This is a genomic window from Chryseobacterium sp. JJR-5R, from assembly GCF_034047335.1.
GTDB lineage: Bacteria > Bacteroidota > Bacteroidia > Flavobacteriales > Weeksellaceae > Chryseobacterium.
Genome location: NZ_CP139137.1, coordinates 274357 through 297936, shown reverse-complemented (window position 1 = coordinate 297936; position 23580 = coordinate 274357). Strand labels below are relative to the sequence as shown.

The window sequence follows — 23580 nt, the reverse complement described above, 5'->3', positions numbered from 1 at the left end:
TGTTTTCCCTTCTAAATTTGTTATATTAGATTTGTATTTAGAATCGTTTGTAGATTTTTATATTTTCTCACAGGGATCATCTAGCTCTGGCAAACCTGTATTGCCGCCGCCGCATCCCGGAGCTAATCTGTAAAATACGGTAGTTAAGCCACAAGGATCTTTTGGAGGAATAGAAGGTCCTGCTCCTCCACCACCGCCACCGCCGCCAGGCATGCCGGGAGATCCGGGAAACGATTCATCAGGAATCCATATTACCGTAGTGCTGCAGGAACTTGTATAACATGCCGGGCAATGATCACACTTAGACCAGCTTTCATGGTTTTTACAGGACCAGGAAGAACCGCAGCTTTCTATATATAACATTTTTGAGGTTTCACTGTGTACATGTTTAGGCTCTTCAAAATCTTTTATCCATATCCTTTCGTATTCCTTATCATATTTCAGGTCATCCATCATGCCTTTAGGAATATTGGTAAAAAGCTCGTTCCCGAAGGTCCTGTTGTCCATATACACAAAAGTATAGAACATCCTTTCCCGCAGCTTTATGTCTATACCTTCATTATAAACAATGCTTTCCAACAGGGCATTGTCATAATCTTTTATTCCGGTTACCGAATTTTTATCATCCAGGGTAGCAAACAGCACAGAGCTCATGGTTTCGTTATCATGTGAAAGGGGGATCATTAAACCGGTTGCATGGTCAGCATCCACAACCTGCATTTTGTCCCAAATCGGCATCCCTTGCTGATCCGCCATGGAAGACAAAAAATCCGATTCCCTGTTGTAAGCTTCCAGGATACTGATGTAGTCTACACCGGATTTTGCAGTAGCAGATGATGAGGCATGCCGGAAAAAGTCGGCATTGTTTCGTTGGGGTTTTGTTTCGCCGGAGGCGAAATCTTCGTTACGGCAGGACCACAGCAGAGCCAGAAAGACTGTCAGTAAGCACAGCCTGAGAATAATTTTTCTCTTCATGGGTATTGATGTTTTTTACAGGATTAAAGATATAAAATTATTGATTATCAGTTTAAACTAACCCTACAAATCTAAATACTAAATATGAAAAATAATATAATAAAAACACAACAAATTTTGTCAGTTAATTCAACATTTAATCAAAATAACTACCTATCATTCAAATAATTAAACAAATACACTCTAAAATAAAAAAAATTAAACAACCATTTTATTTCTTAAGAAAATATTTCTTTTCTTTTTGATTTATTTGTTATTCTGCATTATTTTTTTCCTATAATAAAACATCGGGATAATAAGCAATAAGATCAAAGGCTGGATCACAAACCTTCGCATATAAAAAGAAAAAAGATAGCCGGTACCGAAACGGTCATAGATACAGTACAGGTATATGGGAAAAGTAACGGCAAAGACAATAAGCATTAATACGGCACCCTGAATGGTCCATTGTTTATTTTTAAACCAGAAATGAAGGATCAAGCAGGAGAAAAATAAATTCAGGATCAGCCTGAACAGATGGCCGGCGATTAATTTCCCCCATTCAAAATGCGGAAAAGGCATATTTTTGTCTGCTTCATGAAAATAACTGAGGAAAGGGTCATAGAAGATTTTGTCTTCAAGCGCCCGTACCCCGATAAGTCCGAAAACTCCGGCAATAACCAAAAACCAGCTAAGAATTCTCATTTTTTAAGGCAAAAAATTTGATCCATACCAGCCAGAGAACCACTACGGTGCCATAAATAACAGCCGGGAAAACATAATCGTGGGAAACTTTACTGTAAGATTTATATTCTGTCACTACAATATTGAGCCCGATAATTCTCAGTACATTCATCACATACAGCAGGGCAAGTCCGGCCAGCACAAAAGCGAATGTTTTTTTACCTTTATAAAAAGCAAAAACAAAAGCCACAAACAGGATCATGACAGAAATGGCATTGCAGCCCTCTACCATCCGGGTAGGATATGCTCCATTCACATAAAAGTAAACCTGCTCCCCTTTTACATCATCATACAGCCGGGTAGAATACCCTAAGTAATTCTGGATATCCATTACCTGCGCGGCAATCATTCTGGAAAAAGGATCCAGCCCCTCATGCTGAAAACGGTTAAGGTAAAACTGATATGCCAAAAGCAACACCACATAAATGATGATAAAACGCAGCAGAATACCTAAAACCGGTTTAAAGTCCTTTAACATATGGCAAAGATAAAGATTACCGCGTAAATTAGTATATTTGTTTCGTCTATGAATGCTGAAAACGCCAAACGATTTTTTGAACGCTCTACCGGTACAGAAACTTCTGAATGCATACCCTTAGCACAGAGCGGCTCTGCAAGGATTAATTTTCTGGCTACAGCCCAGGACAAAAAATACATCATTACTTACAATGAGAATATCCAGGAGAATGAAAGCTTTCTATATTACTCCGGGATTTTTTCAGGTTTACACCTCAATACCCCCGAAATTACAGCGGTATCAGATGACCGTAAAATGTACATCCAGGAATTTTTAGGGGCACATACCCTTTCGGAAATCATCGAGCGAGAAGGCTTGTCTGATCATGTAAAGTCTCTTGTGAAACAAACACTTAAAAAACTGTATCAGCTTCAGGCTTCAACGGAAGATAAAATAGATTTCAGCAGAACGTTTGAATATGAAAGCTATGATGAGCTACCGGTGACCCACGATTTATACTATTTCAAGAATTTTATTGCAGATGTCCTGGAACTGGAATACCATAAGTCGGCTCTGTTAAAAGAATTTAAAGAAATTGTCAGCCTCATTGAAAACCTGCAGCCAAAAGGAATTATGATCCGTGATTTTCAGGCAAGAAATATTATGGTAAATGAAAGGAACGAAGTTTCTTTTATCGATTACCAGTCGGCGATGAAAGGCCCGCTGATGTATGATGCAGTTTCTTTCCTATTTCAGGCCAAAGCCAATTTCCCTGAAGGCTTTAAAAATGAAATGCTGGAATTTTATATAAAACAGTTCGATGAGGAGGAAACGCAGAATAAACTAAGAAAATCGGTGAACCCGCTTAAAATGATGCGGTTCTTACAGGTATTGGGAGCGTATGGCTTCCGAGGCCTGGTTCAGAAAAAGCATCATTTCCTGGCAAGCATTGAAAAAGGAATCGAAAATATTACAGAATTTGCCCGGACCTGGGGAAATATGGATGATTATCCTGAACTGGCAAAAATAATACAACAGTTAGATCTGGAGAAAACAAAACAGAAAATTGAAGCAATTATAAACCATTAAGATTATTTTATGCTGTTAAGAACAAGAAGGAAGTTAAATATACATTGAGAATGTTTAAAAATCAGATGATTTAAAATAACTATAACTTAAATAACAGTTTATTTCAAAAATTTTCAGGCTAAAATTTTGATTTATCAAAATACCTTAATTACTCTTACAACTTAAATAAACCTTAACGGTTAAAAATAAAAATAACAGAATATGCTGCACATTGATATACACAGTTTTTCATACAAGAAAGGAGGAATCCCAAAAGACGACACCGGAAACGGAGGCGGATTTACCTTTGACTGCCGCGGAATTTTAAACCCGGGAAGAGTGGAAGAATATAAGATCCAGACCGGCAATGACATCGGAGTCCAGGAATACCTGGAGACCAGAACTGACATGCCTAAATTTTTAGAGCTTATAAAAAGCCTGGTTTCTATCAATATTGATAATTATCTGGAAAGAGGCTTCGAAAATCTTCAGATTAATTTCGGATGTACGGGCGGCCAGCACAGATCGGTGTATTCTGCAATCAAAATTACCCGTTTTATTGAGGAAAAATACGGCGACCAGGTGGAAATCAGCCTTCACCATGACGAACAGCACCAACTCAATCATAAATAATGAACAACAGTCAATGAGTGACACTTAACATTGTTAATTATTTCATCACCTGTATATCAATTCATTACCAATTACTTATCATGCATATTATATGAAGGCGCTTATCTTTGCAGCAGGAAAAGGAACCCGGCTGAAACCTTTTACCGATCATCATCCGAAAGCACTGGCTAAGGTAAATGACGTACCGCTTCTGGAAAGGAATATCAGATACCTGAAAAGTTTCGGGATTACAGATTTTGTCATTAATGTCCACCATTTCGGAAACCAGATTGTGGAATTCTTGAAGCAGAACAATAATTTTGGATGCCGGATAGAAATTTCGGATGAATCTGAGGAGCTGCTGGAGACCGGCGGCGGCCTGGTTTTTGCCAGAAGGCTTCTTGATCACGGAGAGGATTTCCTGATCCTGAACGCCGATATTTTAACGGACCTCAATATCACAGAGCTGGTTGATTATCATAAAAAGATAAAAGATTTTGCTACATTAGCCGTTTCGGACCGTGAAAGTTCGAGAAAACTGCTTTTTAATGATGATCTGGTTTTAAGAGGCTGGCTGAATGTACAGACAGGGGAACAGCGGCTTGCGGAATTCAACAAAGGCTTTAAGCCACTGGCTTTCAGCGGTATTCACTGCATAAATCCTGTTATTTTTGACAAGATCAAAAGAATAGGCAACTTTTCTGTCATGGAAGAATATCTGGACCTGATGCATACTGAACTTATCCACGGTTTTGTGCACGACAGCATTCTTATTGATGTAGGAAAACCTGAATCCATCATAAAAGCTGAACAATATTTTAAATAATTTACAATGGGAATGGAAGGAAGCAGAGACGAAAGTCTGGTAAACCCGGAACTTGAAAGCAATGAAATCAGGCTACACAACAGCCTGAGGCAGAAAACATGGGATGAGACCATCATGAAGGATAGCTGGATGGTTTTCAAAGTAATGGCAGAGTTTGTAGACGGTTATGAAAAACTGGCTAAAATAGGCCCCTGTGTTTCCATTTTCGGTTCTGCAAGGCTGAAGCCGGAAAGCAAATATTATGAAATGGCCGTGGAAATTGCAGAAAAGATTACAAAAATTGGTTTCGGAATCATTACCGGAGGCGGACCCGGAATTATGGAAGCAGGAAACAAAGGTGCTTTCAATGCGCAGGGAAAATCCATCGGACTTAATATTGACCTGCCTTTTGAACAGCATTTCAATCCTTACATCAACCGCTCCTATTCTATGAACTTCGATTATTTCTTTGTGAGAAAAGTGATGTTCATCAAATATTCCCAGGGTTTTATAGTGATGCCGGGCGGATTCGGGACACTGGATGAGCTTACGGAAGCTTTAACATTAATTCAAACCAACAAGATCGGAAAGTTCCCGATTGTCCTTGTCGGCTCTGAATTCTGGAGCGGACTGCTGGATTGGTTTAAAGAAACACTGCTTAAAGAAAAAATGATCAATCCAGATGATCTCAATCTTTACCGTGTGGTGGATACCGCAGACGAAGCGGTTGCCCATATCAAGGCGTTTTATGACAAGTACTCCGTTAATGTAAATTTTTAATGGCATGTTATTTGTCACCTTTAACTAAACAATCATGATTGTAAATCTATTATTTAAGATGAAAAAAATTTTATGTATTACCGGAGTTTTAACACTTTTTGTGTTAATGAGTTTTGCATATGTAGACTTTTTCTCTTCAATGACCAAAGTGGATTATATTGACGGAAGCAAAACATTGAAGTTTACCACAAAGATGAATACCAGTCATATTTCCGATGCCATAAAAATCAATCCGAATACAGCCGGATTTGAAGCAGAAGTAAAAAGATATGTAAACAATAATTTTGATGTGTATGTCAATGACTCGCCGAAAACAATAACTTTTACGGGCAGTCAGGTCAGCGGAGAAACTGTATGGGTATATTTTGAAGCAGGCGGTGTTTCAGATATCAGTACCTTAAAAATTAAAAATACGATCCTCCTGAGTGTTTTCCCAAAGCAGATTAACCTCGTTAACATTGCCTACAAAGGAAGCCAGAAAACAATGAATTTCCAAAGGGGAAAAGAAGTGAATGAAGCTTCTTTCTAAGAAAGTTTAAAGATTATAGAAGCCACTGCTGATGCAGTGGTTTTTTATTTGAACAATATCAAAATAAAACAGGCTGCCTTCAAAGACAGCCTGTTCATATTGGGTATAAATAGAATCTGCAGATTAATTCGCAGGAATATAAAAGGCAATACCTTCTGAATACCAATAGCTTGTTGGACCTAAATTAGGAGAGGTAGACAAATAATGATCTGACCCGTTCTTAGCTTTATAGTTATAGACAGGAATTCTGCCGACACCACTTTCTTTATACGCATAGAAGGCTATTCCCATATATACATTCCAGTAAGAAGACGGCTGTAAACTACTGGCTGTAGTGTAATAATGATGTGCGCCTGAAGTACTTTTGTAGCAATAAATAGGCACTGTATTAGGTGCTCTGTATTTGAAAACTTTAAATGTCGGCCCTTCATTAGTCCAGTATGAGGATGGCTGCAGATTTGAATCAAAAGCAAAATAATGATTGCTTTCCGGCTGATTTTGATAGCCGTACAACATTGATGTATTATATTCTAAAGATATTTGATTATCCAATAAATATTGGTCTACATATGATTTAAGCTGAGCTTTTTTAGCAGGATCTTTGACCAGGTTATAAATAAGGGTCAAGCCATTATTCCCGAAATCCACAAGAACAGCATTACTTTGTGTTGAACTATTCTGCCAGTTTGAAATATTGATTTTCGGATTATCCTGATCAAGATTTATTTCTCCTATCAAACCTTTCGAAGGATCACCCCCTCTGGTTTTATAGGATAATTTTTTAGAATAATTTTTGCTTGATTCTGCAGTATTCACATCATTGCTGATATCTACATTAAAGATATCTTTCATACCAACTTTCACCCCGACTCTTGCGGCACGGTCACGACTTTCATTCGTTGTCTCAGACTGAAACATAATATCCATTTTTGCACCGGTATAAATATCTACCGCTACGTGGCTGCCATAATCCTGTACAATCTGCTGAGGTGTTTTTGTTTGTAAATCCTGTGCAAATTCATCACTGATATAATCCGCTAACATATCAGTAGTGGCATTAAATCTTAATCTTTTCTGCTTAATCGTAAGGTTATAACTGCCGTAGATATATTTTGCATCAAATTTCTGATTGCTCGTAACAGCAGAGCTGAATCCTACAGAAAGTGTTTTCTTAAATAATGGAATACCTGCCGTAACATCTACTTTCGTAGAAACCATTTTAGAATATGATTCTGCGTTTTCTCCATATTCTTCAACATAGGCCTGTGAATTTGTATTTTCTGAAATTATTCTTCCGGGTTGTTCCTGTTTAAATTTTTCTACATTAATTACCTGGAAGCCTGCAGAATTAGCATTAGCATATTCTCCGGCAGCATCGAAGCCATGACCTAAAACATCATAAATTCCGTCACCTGCAAATTTCCCTGATAATGAAGGCTGTGATTTTTTAAGATTTTCTGTTGAAGCATCATTGATAAGTTCTTCCGAAGAACATGAAGCCATAAAAAGCATTAGCAAGCTGCTAAAGCAAAATAAAATTTGTTTTTTCATAGTACTTTATAATTTTCTCAGCAAAAGTAATATTCAATACTATACAACAAAATTTTAAACATATGATAAATATCACTAACTGGAGAATTTAATTTTATATTAAAAACCAGATAACAAAAAAAGCGGTATATTTATTAATAAATTGATTTACAATTAATTAAATACATCTCACTTATAATCAATAGCATTTATTTTTCAGCATACTCTTAAATATCGTTATGACCGCATATAATAATAAATAAAAAAGGGTGAGAAAAATCCCACCCTAATTGAAAGCCGGCCTGTATTACTTTTCCAAGCTTAGATCAATAAATGAATTATAATTTTATTCTGATAAAATTACTGTTTATTTCAGTACAATATTTCTTTTTGGATATTTAAATCTTTTTACTGGACCTGAATATTGTCTAACTGAACGGTTGTCGTAACACCGCTTCCGTTTCCGGTATATTCAAATAAGATGAATCCGTTACCCGTTACCGTAGGGGGAATAGTATATGTCCCTGCCGGAGCTAATGTCCCGTAACCGGTAGCCGGAACCTGAGGAATGGTAAATGCTGATGTGATATCTGTTTTTGCAGCCTGAGTAATATCTCCCAGAGGCGTATAGCTGGTAGTATAATATACTTTTAAGGCATTTCCGTTCCAGAATCCGACATTAACGTCAAATTTCAAAGTATTTGCGGCAGTAAAATCAACCGGCACAGCAAAATAAGTTACATACGGTCCTGTTCCTGAGTTAGCTCCTAACTGAATATACTTATTGTTGCTGAATGTCTTCAACTGCCAATATCTGTTTCCCAATACAGGATCGTTTACATATTTGGGATATAATTCAAGATTGGCAGGTGAAGCGGGATAACTTTCAAAATTTTCAATGAAAGCACCTGTATAGGTAATTGCCGTACCTCCTTTTGGCGGTGTTGCATCTACTCTTGTCCCTGTAAATTTGATATCAGAAACGCTCCTGATCAACATTTGCCAAGTGGAATTATATCTGCTTACGACAAACGTAACATTCCCGTTTCCTGTAGGCAATAATTCTCCTCCTGTCTTAAAGAACCCGGAATTTCTGATGACAGCAGTATTCCCTGATTTATCTTCAATATTCCTGTCTGTATCTAAGCCTTGGCCGCCTGCGTCATAATCAAGGAACTTCTTTACAGCAGGATAAATTTCTGCAATATTAAACTGTACATCCGGAACTGTAACCAATGTATTGATGAGATTAGGGTTTTTTGCATCGGCCAATGAAGCAAGCTGAGTGGGAACGATAGTCTGGATATCAAGTCCGTTTCCGCCACATACACCGGAAACATATCTTCCTACCAGTGACTGGGGAATTCTGCCGATGGCAAAAACCGGATCTACAGATCCTAATTTAACAGTTCCCCTGTCAAGTCCTAACCGCAGGCCTTTAGCATTAATCCTGATATGGGATCCAACAGGAAAGTCTGCAAAATTACTTGCTTTGTCAACCTCTATCTGTAAGCCCACTGTAGGATTTACGGCCTTATCCTGAAAAGAAATGGTTTTATAGAAATTGCCCTGCTCATCTGAAGAAATAATATATCCGTCAAAAACCTGGTCCGTAGTAATAAGCTTAAATCCTGTGCTTGGAACCTGGGCAGCAAAATCTGCCATGGAGATTGTAGGTTCAGGAAATTTATTGGAACATTCGAAAGGCGGTGTTTCCCATTCGTCATTCTTCACACATGAAGACATTACAGACAGCATGCCTGCTGCCAAAAATGTTGCTTTTAAAAAGTTAATGATATTTTTCATATGAATTTTTATTTTTATTAGAATCTGAACTGCATGTTTACAAAATAAGAACGCCCTTGCGTATACCAGTATTTTGGACCGAAAGAAGGGGTCGGACTATAATAATCAGTAGCAAAATCAATTGCTTTTGTCTCTCTGGTCTGTTCAAACCCTCCTGTAATGTATCTCCTGTTATTCAAAATATTATTAACAGATGCTGTTATCAGTATATAATATTTACCGAATACGAAAGACTTTCCAGCATTCGCATTCAGGAAAAATGCTGAAGGAAGCTTTACCGGTTTCAGCAGATCCCTTACACGATCTTCCGTAAGGCCCACATAAGGAGCATTGGTATTGGGATTCGTAATGAAATTTTGAGTTCTCAGGGCCGGTGCCGGATCCAGGAAGTTATCATCAAGATAATTCCAGTTCGCCCCTACCCACCAATATTTCGGATTATTATAACGCATCCCCAGTGAAAATGCCTGTTGCGGGGTTCCGCCCTGTTTATAGTTTTTGATATAGGCTTTTCCGAATGGAGTCACGCTGCTGCCTGAAGCATCAGATACCAGATAGACATCAGGATTATTACGGTATACAAACTGCCCGTAGCTGGCTAAACCCTGTATGGATAATGTAGGTAAAACTTTTACATCAACGCCCAGTTCCGCCCCCATATTCCTTTTCTCAACATTAGACATCACCTGGGTTACAAATGCACTCTGGACCTGAGAAACAGTTCCATCCGGGTTTGTATTGTTCAGCTGGATACCATCTGCAAAGAATCTCTGAACATTGGTTTCATTTTGCGTATCGACCAGATAACCTGTAGCCCTCAATTTAATAAAAGGCGTACTTATCACATAGCTTAAGTCATTTGCCGTGTAAACCGTACTTTTAATAGTGGGATTAACCAAAGCATTAACCCTCGGATTGATAAACAAATCTTCTAAAAAAGGTGCCTGATTGTACATCGCCCCATTGTATACGAGGAAGTTCCTTCCGTTGATACGGTATACAACCTGTCCTTTTAAACCGAAATTCCAGAAGTTGAAATCTTTGCTTTTCCCGTAAGAGTTTTCATACAGATAATGCTTAAATAAACCTTCTCTGCTTGAAGAAGAATATCCTGCCAATGCGGATACAAATACATCAAAGTTCCCGGTTGAGAATTTTAATCCCGGATTTACTTTTGCTTCCTGTCTTCTGAGAATATAATTATAGGTCATACGATCGCCAACGTCAACGCGTACGTCAGAATCAAGCGTGTTATAATATCCGTTGGAGCCCGGCTTAGCAGACTCTTTAAAAGGATCAACATTGATGGCAAAATCGCCCCCTAAAAGATCTTTCATTTCGCGGTAAAGCTCGGATCTGTAATTCTGATAAGAAAGATTCAGAATAAATTTGGTGCGGTCATTAAAATTATAGGTATAATGGGTTCCTGCATTAAAAACCCTGTCATCACTTACATCATCTACTAAATATACCAATGAGCGGTTACCATTCAGCCCGTAAAGACGAAGCGTTTCATCTCTTCTGTTTTTATCAAATTTCCGGTTATTGTCATAAAGCCGGTTCCAATTGATTTGGGTGACATTCGGATCTCCGTTTACCCAAGCATTTAACTTCACGTTGTAATCATCAATTAAAGAATTGAATTCGCTGGGGTTAATCTGTGGATTATTCGTACTATTATAGATGATACTATTAACAGAGAAACTTGGTAAATTCCTGTAATAGGTAGGAGAAGGGTTGGTGACACCATTCCAGTCCAAACGGGACCCTTTGTCTTTACCGAACTGATAAGATGCCGTAGTCCATAAACTGGAATTTTTATTAATTTTCCAGAAATCCTGAAGCTGAAAAATCGGCTGGAATCCTCTCCTTACCCTTTCACTTCTCTTTTCACCATCTTGCCAGCCCCAATATGAATTATAATGGACGCCTCTGTAATCATATACTTCCTGGGTACTTGGGCTTGCGGTTGATCTTCTGTAAGGAGAGCCTATAAAGTTCAATATCATCATATGGCGATCACTGAATTTTTTTTCAATTCCCAAGTAAGTACCATAAGCATCATAGAAAGTACCTTCCTGAATTCCTTCTTCCGCCCATCGTCTTGCAGCCATTGCAGTAAATGCCCATCCTTTTTTACTCATTCCTGAGCTGTATCTTAATGATGTTCTGTATGAATAGTTCCTGTTTGTTAAGGATTGTGTTAACTGAAATCCTTTCCGGTAATCACTGGCTTTTGTATTCTTATAAATCACACCGCTGTTGCCGCCAAAAGCATATTCTGAAGGAGCGTGGTTAGAAGCAATTTCCGGATATCTTGTAATTTCATTAAGCCCTCCCCAATTAGAGAAATCAACATTGCCGTTATCTGATTTTACCATAGAAACACCGTTCATCATCGTCTCTCCGGATCGGCCATCTATACCTCTCGGACGGAACCAGTAAAATCCAAGATCGAATGCTGCAATTCTGCTGAAAACATCCAGAGAAGACTGTAACAGGCCTACCGTAGAAGCCTGGCTGCCCGCTTCATCGTCATCCCCGTCACTATCAAGAATAGCTAAGCCCTGATCTGCGCTTGTCAGTGCGGAATAGAGGGTAATAGTGCCCAAATCCTTTTTTTTCTCATTGTCCAATACGTCGAACTCCGTTACTTTGGTCTCGTAATTCGGTTTCGTAATCACAATTTGGTAATGCCCCGGCATCAGGTCTACAAACTGGAAATATCCTATTTTGTCAGCCGTTACATCATTGTCCTTCCCTTTCAGATCTACTTCTGCCCGTTCAACAGGCTTGCCATCCGCATCTTTCAAATATGCATAGACGGTAGTCTGTGCAAAATAATAAGAAGCCGGAAGCAAAGTAAATAAAGAGACTAATGATAATTTTTTAATCATGAGTATATTAATTTTTAAACACTTGTCCTGTGAATACCAACAGTTTAAAAGTTGGGGAGGTAAATTTAGTCAAAATTCATAATTCACAACCTCTTTAATGTTATTTCTCCTTAACATTACAAAATTTTAAGAATGATTATGGAATAATAATCATACAGGATACTTTAAATTTACAAATACTTAAAACAGGATAAATTAAAAACCGTTAAATTTGCAGATCAGACAATATTAATACAACGCTAAGATAATGAAGAGATTTTCGGCTCTATTTGCCATCCTTTTTTCGGTCATGGCATTTGCACAACAGCAGGGGAAACTGAGAAAAGTAGCTACGGTAGGTTTTTTAAATGTAGAAAACTTATGGGATACCATCCGCTCTGCAGACTATATTGACGGCACTAAGGATATAAATAACCCTGCATTCCACAGAAGTATCCCTATGGATTCCATAAAATTTCTGGAAGCTGAAAAATACGACGGTCCATGGAGTGACAGTGCCTTAAAAGATAAAAAAGTAATAAGGTACCAAGGCGGATCGGAAGAATTTACCCCGAAGAGTGCAAAAAACTACACTGCAAAGATTTACAGAGCGAAACTGGCCAATGAAGCCAAAGTAATCTCTGAAATGGGCGCACAGTATACCAAAACGGCGCCTGCCGTTGTCGGGTTAATTGAGGTTGAAAACAGACAGGTAATTGAAGACCTGATCAAAGAGCCTGCCCTTAAAAAATATGATTACGGGATTATCCATTATAATTCTTATGATTACAGAGGTATTGATGTTGCCTTGATCTATCAGAAAAGAAGATTTACCCCGACCCACTCATTAAAAAAAGAACTTAAAGTTTTCGGGGATGAAGGAAGAAGGGAATACACAAGGGATATTCTTGTCATAACCGGTTTTCTCGACAATGAAAAAGTAGCTTTCTTTATGAACCACTGGCCTTCGAGAAGAGGTGGTGAAGCAGTTTCCCTTCCTAAAAGAAATGCAGCAGCAGCTCTGCTGAAACAACAGATGGACAGTGTGAGAGCAGCAGATCCAACAACAAAACTGTTTGCGATGGGCGACTTTAATGATGACCCTGTAAGCTCAAGCTTAAAAAATCATTTAAAAGCCCAGGCAAGCCCGAAAGATTTAAGTGATGCAAATCCTTATCTTAATCTTATGTATCCTTTGTATAAGAAAGGGGTAGCTTCACTGGCTTATCAGGATGCACCGAACTTGTTCGACCAGATTATTGTATCTAAGAATTTAGTTTCAGATCAGGTGACAAAAGAATACTCGGTGTACAAAGCAGAGGTTTTCGCCCCCGCCTATCTTGTGAATAAAGAAGGTAATTATAAAGGTTATCCTTTCCGCTCCTGGAACGGCGACCAGTTTACCGGCGGTTACAGCGATCACTTTCCGGCATTTGTCGTTCTACAGAAAGAACCCTGAAAAAAGCACTCCATAGAGTGCTTTTTTTGTAACTTTATGATTATGAAAAAATTAATCTTATTGCTGATGGTTTCATTTTTACCCTTCGGCTGTACGGCACAGACTGTACCAGCTTCTAAAGCTGATCAGGAGAAATCCGGGATGAAGCCTTCAAAAAATGAAGACGGCGAATGGGACCTTACCGTTATCGATACCCAGTTTGATTATTTTCTGAATGCCATTGCCAAACCGGTAAGCCAGTATTCCGAATCTTTCCTGAAAAGCAGGAATGCATTATTGGTCACCGAATGGAACTCGTATTATTCTTCCGGACGGTACAGGAATGTGATCGAATCATCCATAGATTATAATCCGAGAGAGGATTACGGTTTGAAATTTGAATATAAGCTGTACCAGGTTTTTGCCTATGTGAACTGGAAATACGGCTTAAGGATGAGCGGGCTTTCCGGAAGCGATACGACCCGATATTAAAAAAGAGGTTCAGAATATTCTGAACCTCTTTTTCATTTTTATAATCGTAAAAACTATTTGTTAAATAATTCCTCTACTTTATCCCAGTTTACCACATCGAAAAATGCAGCAACATAATCAGGCCTTCTGTTCTGGTAGTTTAAGTAGTAAGCATGTTCCCAAACATCAAGACCTAAAACAGGCGTTCCTTTTGCATCTGCTACAGGCATTAACGGGTTGTCCTGGTTTGGCGTAGACGTTACCGCAACAGAACCGTCGCTGTTCTTTACCAGCCATGCCCATCCTGAACCGAATCTTGTTTTGGCAGCCTCAGAGAAATCAGTTTTGAATTTCTCAAGCCCTCCGTAATTTTCAAGAGCTGCTTTTACATTTCCTACAGGCTCTTTGCTTCCGCCCGGCGTCAGGATCTCCCAGAACAGAGAGTGGTTGAAATGACCTCCCCCGTTATTTCTTACAGCAGGCTTATCAGTACCCGTCTGGCAGATTTCTTCAATCGTTTTTCCTTCTAATTCTGTTCCTTCAATGGCTTTATTTAAATTGTCAACATAAGCCTGATGGTGTTTTGTATGGTGGATTTCCATTGTTTTCGCATCTATTGTCGGCTCTAATGCATCGTAAGCATATTCTAGTTTTGGTAGTTCGAATGACATAATTTTATTTTTAATGTTATTACTCAAATTTAGCCATATTTTAGCCGAAACTCAAAGAATGTGCATTATTTTAATAAATCTTTAACATAGAAGGATTAAGTATTTTGAGGAATTCATTGTTAAACCGGAGATACTATAAAATTTGTTCAGACCAACACTGAAGTCATTTTCAGAAAAGGTTTCCAGTACACTCCGGAAAATCTTTCCAACGAAAAAGCGCGGACTCGTAAGTCCGCGCTTTTATTTAACAAAATTAAATCAATTATTTATTCATAGACATCAGGAACTCTTCGTTATTGAGTGTCCCCCGGATGTTTTTATTTACAAATTCCATGGCTTCAATAGGATTCATTTCAGCAAGGTATTTTCTTAAAATCCACATTCGCTGGGAGGTCACTTCATCTAAAAGAAGATCGTCTCTACGCGTACTGGAAGCTACAAGGTCAATTGCAGGATAAATCCTCCTGTTAGCAATCTTACGGTCTAACTGAAGTTCCATGTTACCCGTTCCCTTGAATTCTTCAAAGATCACTTCGTCCATTTTGGAACCCGTATCGATAAGAGCGGTTGCAATGATCGTCAGAGATCCTCCTCCTTCAATTTTTCTTGCTGCCCCGAAGAACCTTTTCGGTTTGTGAAGCGCGTTGGCATCCACACCGCCGGAAAGTACTTTCCCGGATGCAGGGGTTACGGTATTGTAAGCTCTTGCCAATCTTGTGATAGAGTCCAGCAGAATTACCACATCATGGCCGCATTCTACCATCCTCTGGGCTTTTGCCAGCACAAGGTTGGCTACTTTCACGTGCTTGTCTGCTGCTTCGTCAAAGGTAGAGGCTATAACCTCTGCATTAACGCTTCTTTCCATATCGGTAACTTCCTCAGGACGTTCGTCGATAAGAAGTACCATCATATATACTTCAGGGTGATTGGCTGCAATGGAGTTGGCAATATCTTTAAGCAACATGGTCTTACCCGTTTTAGGCTGGGCTACGATCATGGCTCTCTGGCCTTTTCCTATCGGTGCTATCAGGTCAACGATTCTGGTCGACATCGTAGCATTATTTCCTGTCAGGTTAAATTTCTCTTCAGGGAAAAGCGGTGTTAAATATTCAAAAGCCACACGGTCTTTGATAAATGCCAGGTCCCGTCCGTTGACTTCCGTAGGCTTCAGTAAAGAAAAATATTTCTCGCCTTCTTTCGGGAGCCTTACAATGCCTCTTACCGTATCTCCGGTTTTCAGACTGTAATTCCTGATTTGTGCTGTGGAAACGTACACGTCATCAGGTGAAGAGATATAACTGAAATCTGATGAACGTAAAAACCCGTAATTATCCGGTAAAATTTCCAAAACGCCTTCAATGCTCACCATCCCATCGAAACTGAATTCTTTTTTCTGTTCCTGATGCTGGTTTTGATTCTGATTCTGATTCTGGTTTTGATTTTGATTCTGCTCCTCACCTCTTTCAGGATGCTGCTGTTGCTGCTGCTTATTCTGATTCGGATTTTGGTTCTGATTTTGATTTTGGTTCCTGTTCTGGTTTCCGTTGTTGTGCGGATTGTTGTGTTGCGCTCTTTGAGGCCTTGCCTGAGACTGGGGAGGAGTGTTCGGCTTTTCTTCTGCAGGAACAGGTTCCTGGGATTCTGTGTTTTTAGGAGCTTCTGTTTTCTCTTGTGGAGCTTCAGGGTTTCCTGTATTCGGAGGAGAAACTCTTTTCCTTTTTCTCTTGGCAGCCGCTGCTGAATCTTCTGCAGCTGCAACAGGTTCTGTTTTTGCATTCTCTGCTTTCGGTGCCTCAGCAACAGGTTCTTTTACTTCCTCTGCTTTTTCCTCTGTCTCCGTTTTCTGCTCTGCCGGGGCTTTTGTTTCTGTTTTTGGCCGGGGTGCCGCTTTTCGGGGTGCCGCTTTTTTAACAGGGGCTTTTACAGGTTTTTCTGCCGGAGCTTCCTCAGTACTGGTACTGGTTTCGGTTGTGCTGAAATAATCTTTGGCAACCTTGGGATTTGAAGCCTGAAAGTCAAGAACCGCAAAGATTTTATCATTCTCATTGCTGTTTCTTGCAACTTTAACGCCCAAATCCTTTAAGATTTTAGTCAGTTCCGTTACGGATTTTGACCTTAACGTTTCAATGTTAAACATATGTATGTAAAAAATGTAATTAATTGTGAGTAAGAAAAGTAAGTCCGGTGACTTTTATTTTCAAGTACATTGTATAATGCAAATCTACACTTATTTTTGAATTGTGCAAAATTTATGCTACTTTTGCCTAGATTAAATATTCAATGTTACAAAGAATACAGACCATATGGATTTTTTTGGCAGTTTTAGCTGCCGTATTTCTGTTTGTCGCAGGGCAGGATGTGATTATTTCTGATCAGTTCCCTGCTATAACTATTGCCTGTGTAGCACTTGTTTTGATTGGATTACTAAGCATATTCAGTTACAACAACAGAAAAAGACAGATCTTGCTGAATAACATCAGCATTATTATAAACGTTTTGTTGATTGGTGTATTGGCGTACTGGCTGCTTAACTTATCCGGAGGAATTGATTTTCCTGAGAAGGGTATTGAGCCGGTTTTCCCATTGATTGCGGTGATTTGTTTGTGTATTGCAAACCTATACATTAAAAAAGATGAGAGGCTCGTAAAATCTGTAGACAGACTCCGATAGCCTTACAACGATTTTTTGAGTGATAACAGCTTCTTTATTGGGAGCTGTTTTTTATTGCACTGCTATATCGTAAGGCTGGCAATGGCGGTAAAGGATGTTAAAAAATTAATTATAAGATTCAATGCAACATTTCCGTTAAAGATGCGACAGATTGTTCATAAATTTATTTACATGAAAAAACTTACCTACCTTGCCTTCTCCTTTTTCTCCGTATTTGCTTTTTCGCAGCAGGTTAGTGAAGAGCGGATCAAAACCGTACTTTCAACACTGGCTTCCGACGAAATGAAAGGCCGTGAAATCGGCACTCCGGAAAATGACAATGCCGCCAGTTATATTGCTGCGCTTTTCAAGGAAAATAACCTGGAATACTGTACCGGAAATTCTTATCTGGTGCCATTTGATTATAACGGAAAAACAGCGTATAATGTATGTGGGATCAAAAAAGGGAAGACAGATAGATTCTTAGGGTTTTCAGGGCATTTTGATCACATCGGGACAAGCGAAAAAAGCGGTGACCCTATTTATAACGGAGCCGATGATGACGCCAGCGGAATCACTATGCTGACCGGAATCGCCGATTATTTCAGGAATAAACAGCCGGGATTCTCCATGGTATTTATGGCTTTCAACGGAGAAGAAAAAGGAATGCTGGGATCAACAGCCATTTCTAAAGACCAGCATTTAGATAAGATCTATAACAATATGAGTGCGCTTTTTAATTTTGAAATGGTAGCCACAGAATCCGCTTTCGGGAAAAATGCTTTGTATATGACCGGTGACGGGTTTTCTGACTTGGATGAACTGTTTAACCGAAATGCCGCCAACGGCCTGAAAATCAATCCTGATCCTTATGCTGCCCAGCAGTTGTTTTACCGCTCGGATAATGTAAGTTTTGTAAAAAAGAAAATTATTGCCCACTCTTTTTCAACGGTTGATATGACAAATGCAACCCACTACCATCATGAAAGCGATGATGTGAATATCGTGGATTTTGCCAACATGACACAGATCATCAACAATTTCGGGAAAACGCTGGAAAAATTGACGCCAAAGAATTTTGCACCGAAGTACAATGATAAAGTAAAACTGGATTAGAAACGTCTGATCTATTAATTTTCCTTACTTTTGTCTGATTAATCTAAAATTTAATGAGTTATTATAAACGAGCGATAGACAACATATTACCCTATAAAAAATCGATCGCAGCCGGTATTTTCTTTAACATTCTTTACGCTTTATTCAACATTGTTGCCATGCTTTTCTTCATGCCTGTCTTGAATATCCTTTTTGATAAAGAAACTAAAAAAATCGACTCCAAACCCGTTTATGAAGGGATTTCAGGTGCCGGCACATTTCTTAAAAACACCTTTAATTACACCATCCAGCAGCTGCAGATTGAAAAAGGCCCGGAATATATCCTTCTGATTACCTGCATTTTATTTATCTCGATGTTTTTTCTGAGGAACATTTTCAGTTATTTATCAGAATTCTACCTTACGTTTTCCAGAACCGGTGTTTCCAGGGATTTCAGGATCAAGCTGCATGACAAGATTTTAGAGCTTCCGGTATCTTTTTTTACCAATTCCAGAAAAGGAGATGTGTTTGCAAGGATCACATCGGATGTGGGTGAAGTCGAGTCCAATATTTTAAACAGCTTAATTGATATTATCCGTTCACCTATCGTTATCATTATTACGATGGGGTACCTTCTGTATTCCAATTTCCAGCTTACGATTTTTACGCTGGTTGTTTTCCCGATCATGGGTACCTTAATTTCCATTATCGGGAAAAGCCTGAAGAAAGATACCGGAGAAGCCCAGAATGAGCTTGGGAAAATGTATTCTTTCGTGGATGAAACGCTGGTTGGGTTAAAGATCATTAAAATTTTTGACGCTTCACCGCAGATAAAGAAAAGGTTTGATGATGTCCTTAACAAAATACGGCACCTTTCTTTACGCCTGTTTAAGAAAAAAGCCCTTGCTTCCCCTGTAAGCGAGCTTCTGGGAGCGATTACCATAGGGATGATCGTATATTTCGGCGGACGGCTTGCCATCCAGGGAAAAGGCCTGTCCGGAAGTGAATTTATAACCTACATTGCCTTATTTTACACCATTTTACAGCCTTTAAAAGCTTTGTCTTCGGCCATCTCCAATCTTCAGAAGGGTGAAGTTTCTGCCAAAAGGATTTTTGAAATCCTGGATGCGGATTATCATATCAAGGAACTGAAAGACGCCAAGGAAATCAAAGGGTTTGAGAAAAACGTTGAATTTAAAAATATCACATTCGGATATGAGGAAAGAGACATCCTTAAAAATTTCTCCCTGTCCATCCCTAAAGGCAAGACGGTTGCGCTGGTTGGCCAGAGCGGTAGCGGAAAGAGTACGATAACCAATCTGATCACCCGTTTCTACGACGTAAATGCCGGTGAAATCCTGGTAGACGGCGAAAATATCAAGAATATAAAACTCTCCAATTACAGAAAGCTGTTCGGGCTGGTAACGCAGGACAATATCCTGTTTAATGATACCATCAGGAACAATATTTCACTGGGTAAACCGAATGCGCCGCTGGAGGAGATCCAGGCTGCGGCTAAAGTGGCAAATGCCCACGATTTTATCATGGACCTTCCCAACCAGTACGATACCAATATCGGAGACGCGGGCGGAAAACTGTCCGGCGGCCAGAAGCAGAGGATCTCCATTGCAAGGGCAGTACTGAAAAACCCTCCGATCATGATTCTGGATGAAGCAACCTCTGCCCTGGATACGGAATCTGAACGATTTGTCCAGGATGCCCTGGAAAAGATGATGGAGAACAGAACTTCTTTAGTAATTGCCCACCGGTTGTCCACCATTCAGAAAGCCGACTGGATTGTAGTGATGGAGAAAGGGAATATTGTAGAACAGGGAACCCACCATGAGCTGATTACCAAAAGAGGCATGTACCATAAACTGGTTGAACTGCAGAATTTCGATTAAAGAGTTTTTAAAAATAATCTGATACAGGAGTATTTCTAAAGGGTTAAAGCCTGACAGGAATACTCTTTTTTTACAAAAGAAACTTAGTCGTATGATATTATTTTATCCGATTCAACAGCATTATTATTTTCCATGATGTTTTTCTGCATGCTCTCTGTCATCTTCTTCATGCTGATATCAATCTTCTCCCCTTTTTCATTGGCGTTTACGAGCCTATATTCCTCGATTTTACTTATGCATAAGGATCTTTATAAAAATCCTTCTGTAGTTTTGCAAATATATCCCAGGTAATTTCTATTTTGGGTTTAAGGTGAGGAATCCGGTTCAGATTCTTTTTGATTCTGACGAGTTCAAAATTAAAATCATGGGCTGTATCTGAAATTTTGACAATCAGGCCTGGTAGTCCGCTGAAAACATAGGGCCCCTCCTACAAAGGAATTTCCTGGGTAAACCAGGCTGTCCATTCTCTTCCTCCGTATTTCAGTTCCGCTTTCCGGCAGTTAAAATCACCTATTTTTAACTGATCATCCATAATTTTCCAATTCAGTTTTTCTATAGGCAAAGAATAAATATCGCTGAAAATTGGGGTAGAAATAATTTTACTGACTTTTATCTCTTCTATTTTTTTCTGAGTATAATGCTGGTGATTATAAAATATTTTAAATCCTAATCCATATCCTGTTTTTTGGATCAAAGAATCCGAACTCCTTTCATATTCTGAACGGAAAACTGATTCCTTATCTGTGACATCAAGATGGATAAGTTCATTCTTAAAATATGCTTTCCCTGAATTCGGCCTGTATTTCATCTCATAGATAAACGAGAGATCCTGCGAAAAAACAGACACAGACACGTAATAATAAGTATTTTTTTCATTTATAATCCTCAAGGAAAGTATAAAAATTAATAACGGGATACATTGCTGCATCCCGCATAGTTATAATTCTTTATAAATATTATTAGTATCTTTCAGAAGGGGAAAACTGTCAACAACATTTTCAGCTATTGACGTAAACTATTTTTTAAGTACTTTATGGCTGAACTCAGTTCCGCCTTCCAAAGAGATATTCAGCAGATAAGTTCCTGCAGGATAAGCAGTAAGATCAATTCTTGACTGATCCGTTTCTGCGATTTTTCGTCCGTCAATGGATAAAACGGTAACATGTTTTACTTTCTTTTCTCCTTTAATCATTACATAATCGGTGGTAGGGTTAGGATAAATAGAAACATCAGTGGTAGAAACATCTTTCACAGATAAAACCTGGTTCTGGCTCTGCATGTACATGGAGAGTACAACTTCACCACTCTGCCCATAAAATACCGCTGTAGGAACTTCATATTTAAGCGTATGGCTTCCTGCAGAAAGAGAAGCTAAAGAAAAGCTCCGGATAGGCACGGAATCTCCCGGGCACCAGTTGTTCCAGCTGGTCCACCATGCTGCGCTTTGTGCATTATATCCGTAGATCCCGTTTGGCTGTGTATTGTACATCCTATACGGCTCACAGGATTTCCCGCCCGGCGTAAAGGTCATTACCTGCGCATTATCTAAAGAAACAAGATTTTGCCTGCGTACATATTCTTCGCCGTTGTTGCCTGCCCCGTGCGGACTGGAGACAATAAAAAACTTAGGGTTGCCTGCCGTCTCTGTAAGGTTGAAATTAACGAGGCGTACAGTCTGCCCCGCGACATCCGTATTGTTATAATTATTAAGCGTGCTGGAATCAAGCAGCGGCAGTATGGTATTATAGGTATTGCTGATAGACGGGTCATTGGAGGTAACAAAAGTCAATGTGCCTGCAAAGACATCATTCCTGTTGGCACAGCCTGCCACCTGTGTATTGGCGGCATACGGAACGCCGAATACGTCCAGCTCCACCCAGATATCATAAGCACTCCTCAGTACCGGGTTGCTGAAAACCGGATACAGGTTATTGACTTCGTAAGTATACGGAACTTCTGTAGGAGTGACGTTCTTATTCATAAAAGGAGTAATGTACCTACCGATTTCAAATCTTTTCACCTGGGTATCACTCATGGTATAAGAGGCCTGTCCTTTGGGAACCAAAGCAATATGCACGCCTCCGATCCTGTCATAATTATCACACAAGGCTCCGATGGCAACATTCATCTGTATTTTATTCTGGAAGCTGTTCAGTTCTGCATCCATCAGTTTTTTGGCATACCGGGAATTGGCAAGTCTGATGACGTTAGAAGGGACAGGCTGAGAAACATTGGCAGCATACCCGTCATAAAAAACAATCTGTGAAAACACGTTAATGCTGGTCTGTGCGTTAAACATTGACGAAACAACAAATAAAGGAAGTAAAATTTTTTTCATGGATATATTGATTTATGAATTTTGTTTTAAAAAAGATAAATATATTAATTATCTTTTATTCCACACCCATCAAATATAAAATATTCTTATAATTTACGTATTTAATATTAATTATTTATAATTTATCATTCTGAGACAAAAAAAGAACAGCAGGATGCTGTTCTTTTGTATTATGTAAATTAACTGATCTTATTCTTCCTTCATACGGGCAATAACATCCAGTCCGCCTTTTGTAATATCTCCGATTTTGCAGACAATTTCCGTATCCAAAGGCAGGAAAACATCCATTCTGGAACCGAATTTAATAAACCCGAATTCATGCCCGGCTTTTGCATCATCCCCTTCATTACAGTAAAAAACAATCCTTCTGGCAACATACCCTGCAATCTGCCTGAAAACTACCCTATGGTGGGTCAAACTTTCCACTGCAACAGTTGTCCTTTCATTATCCGTGGACGATTTTTCATGCCATGCTACCAGGTATTTTCCCGGATGGTATTTTTTATAAATAACTTTCCCTGAAACCGGATACCTGCAGATATGCACATTTAGGGGAGACATGAAGATAGAAACCTGGATAACCTTTTCCTTCAGGAATTCATTTTCTTCAACCTCCTTAATCATCACTACCTTTCCGTCAACCGGAGCAATAACATTTTCTTTATGCTCAAGAATATCACGGTTCGGAACCCTGAAAAACCAGAATACCAAACTGTACACTATCAATAACGGCAGAATGATCATCAACGACCACATTTCAAGAAAATAAATAGCCAGTGCCCCCACAATAATAAATAAGATGGTGGCAACAGTAATGGTTCCTTTTGATTCTCTGTGTAATTTCATGAGACGA

The 23580-nt window shown here is 39.1% G+C and carries 21 protein-coding genes; 10 read left to right on the top strand and 11 right to left on the bottom strand.

The features are described 5' to 3' along the window. Nucleotides 1-57: 57 nt before the first annotated feature. The 3 genes from SD427_RS01410 to xrtF all read right to left on the bottom strand — a co-directional run bounded on the left by SD427_RS01410 (nucleotide 58) and on the right by xrtF (nucleotide 2176). Nucleotides 58-975: a hypothetical protein gene (locus SD427_RS01410; protein ID WP_320559548.1), complete on the bottom strand. Its 918-nt coding sequence runs from the start codon at nucleotides 973-975 to the stop codon at nucleotides 58-60. 246 nt (nucleotides 976-1221) lie between these two features. Then, nucleotides 1222-1659, bottom strand: coding sequence for an exosortase F system-associated membrane protein (locus tag SD427_RS01405; RefSeq protein WP_320559547.1), 438 nt, complete (start codon nucleotides 1657-1659; stop codon nucleotides 1222-1224). Next, nucleotides 1646-2176 (bottom strand): exosortase family protein XrtF, encoded by a 531-nt coding sequence (gene xrtF / locus SD427_RS01400; protein ID WP_320559546.1) that lies wholly within the window; start codon nucleotides 2174-2176, stop codon nucleotides 1646-1648. The genes SD427_RS01405 and xrtF overlap by 14 nt, the downstream gene beginning before the upstream one ends. A gap of 48 nt (nucleotides 2177-2224) precedes the next feature. On the opposite strand from xrtF, the gene SD427_RS01395 reads away from it, so the two are divergent. The 5 genes from SD427_RS01395 (at nucleotide 2225) to SD427_RS01375 (ending at nucleotide 5949) form a co-directional block, all read left to right on the top strand. Continuing rightward, entirely contained in the window at nucleotides 2225-3244 is a 1020-nt protein-coding gene (locus tag SD427_RS01395) for an aminoglycoside phosphotransferase family protein (RefSeq protein WP_320559545.1), read from the top strand. A 201-nt stretch (nucleotides 3245-3445) separates the two neighbouring features. After that, complete coding sequence (locus SD427_RS01390) at nucleotides 3446-3856, top strand: RNase adapter RapZ (protein WP_320559544.1); 411 nt, start codon at nucleotides 3446-3448, stop codon at nucleotides 3854-3856. Between the two features lie 91 nt (nucleotides 3857-3947). Further along, nucleotides 3948-4661, top strand: coding sequence for a nucleotidyltransferase family protein (locus SD427_RS01385; protein ID WP_320559543.1), 714 nt, complete (start codon nucleotides 3948-3950; stop codon nucleotides 4659-4661). 12 nt (nucleotides 4662-4673) lie between these two features. Beyond that, nucleotides 4674-5420 carry a TIGR00730 family Rossman fold protein gene (locus SD427_RS01380; RefSeq protein ID WP_320561071.1) on the top strand — a complete coding sequence of 249 codons (747 nt, stop codon included), beginning with the start codon at nucleotides 4674-4676 and terminating at the stop codon, nucleotides 5418-5420. Nucleotides 5421-5478: 58 nt separating this feature from the next. After that, the gene (locus tag SD427_RS01375) at nucleotides 5479-5949 is read left to right on the top strand and encodes a DUF6702 family protein (RefSeq protein ID WP_320559542.1); all 471 of its coding nucleotides are present in this window, start codon (nucleotides 5479-5481) and stop codon (nucleotides 5947-5949) included. A gap of 123 nt (nucleotides 5950-6072) precedes the next feature. On the opposite strand, the gene SD427_RS01370 is transcribed toward SD427_RS01375, so the two are convergent. The 3 genes from SD427_RS01370 to SD427_RS01360 all read right to left on the bottom strand — a co-directional run bounded on the left by SD427_RS01370 (nucleotide 6073) and on the right by SD427_RS01360 (nucleotide 12182). Further along, nucleotides 6073-7500 carry an MAC/perforin domain-containing protein gene (locus SD427_RS01370; RefSeq protein WP_320559541.1) on the bottom strand — a complete coding sequence of 476 codons (1428 nt, stop codon included), beginning with the start codon at nucleotides 7498-7500 and terminating at the stop codon, nucleotides 6073-6075. 387 nt (nucleotides 7501-7887) lie between these two features. Continuing rightward, on the bottom strand, nucleotides 7888-9285 hold the full coding sequence (locus SD427_RS01365; RefSeq protein ID WP_320559540.1) for a DUF5689 domain-containing protein: 1398 nt from the start codon (nucleotides 9283-9285) through the stop codon (nucleotides 7888-7890). Nucleotides 9286-9302: 17 nt separating this feature from the next. Further along, nucleotides 9303-12182 (bottom strand): carboxypeptidase-like regulatory domain-containing protein, encoded by a 2880-nt coding sequence (locus SD427_RS01360; protein WP_320559539.1) that lies wholly within the window; start codon nucleotides 12180-12182, stop codon nucleotides 9303-9305. Between the two features lie 247 nt (nucleotides 12183-12429). Here SD427_RS01360 and SD427_RS01355 point away from each other — a divergent pair, with 247 nt between their 5' ends. Then, the gene (locus SD427_RS01355; RefSeq protein WP_320559538.1) at nucleotides 12430-13620 is read left to right on the top strand and encodes an endonuclease; all 1191 of its coding nucleotides are present in this window, start codon (nucleotides 12430-12432) and stop codon (nucleotides 13618-13620) included. 42 nt (nucleotides 13621-13662) lie between these two features. Continuing rightward, nucleotides 13663-14091: a DUF6146 family protein gene (locus tag SD427_RS01350; protein WP_320559537.1), complete on the top strand. Its 429-nt coding sequence runs from the start codon at nucleotides 13663-13665 to the stop codon at nucleotides 14089-14091. A 53-nt stretch (nucleotides 14092-14144) separates the two neighbouring features. Here SD427_RS01350 and SD427_RS01345 read toward each other — a convergent pair whose 3' ends face one another. Beyond that, nucleotides 14145-14741, bottom strand: coding sequence for a superoxide dismutase (locus SD427_RS01345; protein WP_320559536.1), 597 nt, complete (start codon nucleotides 14739-14741; stop codon nucleotides 14145-14147). Nucleotides 14742-15003: 262 nt separating this feature from the next. After that, on the bottom strand, nucleotides 15004-16878 hold the full coding sequence (gene rho / locus SD427_RS01340) for a transcription termination factor Rho (RefSeq protein WP_320559535.1): 1875 nt from the start codon (nucleotides 16876-16878) through the stop codon (nucleotides 15004-15006). A 143-nt stretch (nucleotides 16879-17021) separates the two neighbouring features. Here rho and SD427_RS01335 point away from each other — a divergent pair, with 143 nt between their 5' ends. From SD427_RS01335 to SD427_RS01325, 3 genes are all read left to right on the top strand, one after another. Further along, complete coding sequence (locus SD427_RS01335) at nucleotides 17022-17411, top strand: DUF4293 family protein (RefSeq protein ID WP_320559534.1); 390 nt, start codon at nucleotides 17022-17024, stop codon at nucleotides 17409-17411. A 171-nt stretch (nucleotides 17412-17582) separates the two neighbouring features. Continuing rightward, nucleotides 17583-18506, top strand: coding sequence for a M28 family peptidase (locus SD427_RS01330; RefSeq protein WP_320559533.1), 924 nt, complete (start codon nucleotides 17583-17585; stop codon nucleotides 18504-18506). 53 nt (nucleotides 18507-18559) lie between these two features. Then, a complete protein-coding gene (locus SD427_RS01325) occupies nucleotides 18560-20389 on the top strand; it encodes an ABC transporter ATP-binding protein (RefSeq protein ID WP_320559532.1) in 1830 nt (609 codons plus the stop codon). A 427-nt stretch (nucleotides 20390-20816) separates the two neighbouring features. Here the strand turns inward: SD427_RS01325 and SD427_RS01320 are convergent, their stop codons facing one another. The 3 genes from SD427_RS01320 to SD427_RS01310 form a co-directional block, all read right to left on the bottom strand. Then, nucleotides 20817-21242, bottom strand: coding sequence for a GLPGLI family protein (locus tag SD427_RS01320; protein WP_320559531.1), 426 nt, complete (start codon nucleotides 21240-21242; stop codon nucleotides 20817-20819). Nucleotides 21243-21404: 162 nt separating this feature from the next. Next, nucleotides 21405-22727: a peptide-N-glycosidase F-related protein gene (locus SD427_RS01315; protein WP_320559530.1), complete on the bottom strand. Its 1323-nt coding sequence runs from the start codon at nucleotides 22725-22727 to the stop codon at nucleotides 21405-21407. Nucleotides 22728-22916: 189 nt separating this feature from the next. Beyond that, nucleotides 22917-23573 (bottom strand): phosphatidylserine decarboxylase family protein, encoded by a 657-nt coding sequence (locus SD427_RS01310; RefSeq protein ID WP_320559529.1) that lies wholly within the window; start codon nucleotides 23571-23573, stop codon nucleotides 22917-22919. Nucleotides 23574-23580 lie beyond the last annotated feature (7 nt).